Source organism: Anaerotruncus sp. 1XD42-93 (genome assembly GCF_009917605.1).
GTDB lineage: Bacteria > Bacillota > Clostridia > Oscillospirales > Ruminococcaceae > Anaerotruncus.
This window is the reverse complement of sequence record NZ_QZEG01000157.1, coordinates 1-1,919: the sequence shown is the minus strand read 5'-3', so window position 1 is coordinate 1,919 and position 1,919 is coordinate 1. Positions and strand designations below refer to the sequence as shown.

Genomic DNA, 1,919 nt, shown 5'->3' with positions numbered 1-1,919 from the left:
TGCACCCCGAATCTACCAAATACAGCACAGCATCCGTCAATTCCCTCTTGCTCCACGTGCAGTTGCGCATCCCGGCATATAGTGGGGCGATCTCCTCCCACTACTCATCTGTCAAGTCGCTAGGTTGTGTCCCTAAAGTCAAGAAATAGCAATCCAAACAAAAATAGCGACAAAATGAACAAGGGAAAGGAAAGATTTAGCAGTTTTCTCATAACGAGTAGCAAAGCGCCGAAACTGCTTCATGCGGTTGAAAAAGCGCTCTACTAAATTTCTGCGCTTGTACATTCCCTTGTCATATTCACGAGGATTACGAGCATTGGAGCGGGGAGGTATCACAGCGCTTCCTCCAGAATCTTCAATCAACTGCACAAAATCACTGCTGCCATATCCCTTATCTTTCAAAACAAAGCACTTTGCTAGATAGCGTCTACACAAGAGGCGGGGATTGTGATAGAATGGAACTATCTTAAAAGACCGGGGGCAGAAAGATGGATGCATCCTATCATAGACACGACATAAACGATAAAGTATGGGAGTTGCTTGAACCACATTTGCCGGGACAACGAGGCCAGTGGGGCGGGATTGCTCAGGATAACCGCCGTTTTATCAATGCGGTGTTTTGGGTACTGCGAACCGGGGCGCCCTGGCGTGACCTGCCTCCCGATTACGGGAAGTGGGGCAGTGTTCATCAGAGGTTCATCCGTTGGCGCAGAAAAGGTGTTTGGGAAAAACTCTTGGAAATTCTGATCGATGAGCCAGATTATGAATGGCTGATGATCGACGCCAGCCACATCAAGGTACATCCCCACGCAGCGGGAGCAAAAGGCGGCAATCAGGATATGTCCAAGACAAAATGGGGCTTAACACCAAAATACATCTGGCCGTGGATGCGCATGGTATGCCGGTCCGAATCCTTATTACAGAAGGTACCCGAGCGGATTGTAAAGAAGCTGTCCACCTGGTAGAAGGCATTTCAGCAGGAACCCTGTTGGCAGACCGGGGTTATGACACAAATGATATTCTGTCCTATGCGGTTTCAGCGGGGATGGAACCTGTGATTCCACCGAAAAAGAATCGTAAAGAACAGCGCGGCTATGATAAATATCTCTATAAACTGCGTCACCTGGTAGAAAACTGCTTTCTGTCTTTGAAACGCTGGAGAGGCATTGCCACCCGCTATGCCAAGACCTCCGATGCTTTTATCGCCGCGATACATGTTCGTTGTATCGCTATTTGGGCTGCTATACGCGCTTAACCCGTGTAGACGCTATCTAATGTAAAACCATCTACAAGCCTTGGAGCCAAAGTAATATCATTCAAATTGCCCCTTGACAATAATAGCTTGACAGGTCGCCCTTTTTCATCTACCGCTGCGTGTACTTTTGTTGTCAATCCTCCCCTGGATCGACCAATAGCCTGATCGTTATCTGCCCCTTTTTTGCACCAGCACTGTGCTGATGCGCTTTTACACTGGTCGAATCCACCATGATTTGCCACGGTGAATCTGAATCGGGATTCAGATTCTTGAGGATATTTTCCCACACTCCAGCGTCCCGCCAACGCAGGAAATTGTTGTAAACAGTTTTCCATGGACCATAATATTCTGGAAGGTCCCTCCATGGGGCTCCCGTTTTGAAAATCCATAGCATCGCATCTACCAGTTCCCGAGCGTCTTTTCTCGGTCGGCCCATTTTTCCCTGTTTTAGTAATAGTGGCTCTATCCTTGCCCATTCTTCATTTGTTACACTATGCCGTCTTTTCATATCCTTTATTTTATCATATTTTCTACTTTAGGGACACGACCTAGGTAGTGTTCACATAAGCACATCGACAATGAGAGCAAAAAAAACAAAAGCCAAAAAGATAATATCCAGTTTGTCATAGCGGGTAAAAATGCGACGAAATCGCTTGATACGGCG

3 protein-coding genes and 1 pseudogene are annotated in these 1,919 nt (G+C 47.0%); 1 reads left to right on the top strand and 3 read right to left on the bottom strand.

Annotated features, from left to right (window positions below; all coding sequences use genetic code 11):
- Positions 1-138: 138 nt before the first annotated feature.
- Complete coding sequence (locus D5269_RS17650; protein ID WP_120487636.1) at positions 139-498, bottom strand: transposase; 360 nt, start codon at positions 496-498, stop codon at positions 139-141.
- On the opposite strand from D5269_RS17650, the gene D5269_RS17645 reads away from it, so the two are divergent.
- Positions 489-1,255 (top strand): IS5 family transposase gene (locus D5269_RS17645; protein ID WP_166545239.1). Its coding sequence is split into 2 segments (ribosomal slippage): positions 489-855 and positions 855-1,255, totalling 768 coding nucleotides; the frame shifts between segments, so codons are not numbered across the junction. The two genes, D5269_RS17650 and D5269_RS17645, sit on opposite strands and share 10 nt — an antisense overlap.
- Before the next feature lie 133 nt (positions 1,256-1,388).
- Here D5269_RS17645 and D5269_RS17640 read toward each other — a convergent pair.
- Together D5269_RS17640 and D5269_RS18765 are read right to left on the bottom strand one after the other, a co-directional pair.
- Positions 1,389-1,763 (bottom strand): IS5 family transposase, encoded by a 375-nt coding sequence (locus D5269_RS17640; protein WP_166545238.1) that lies wholly within the window; start codon positions 1,761-1,763, stop codon positions 1,389-1,391.
- Positions 1,764-1,814: 51 nt separating this feature from the next.
- Positions 1,815-1,919 (bottom strand): annotated as a pseudogene (locus D5269_RS18765) (IS5/IS1182 family transposase); the annotation flags it as partial.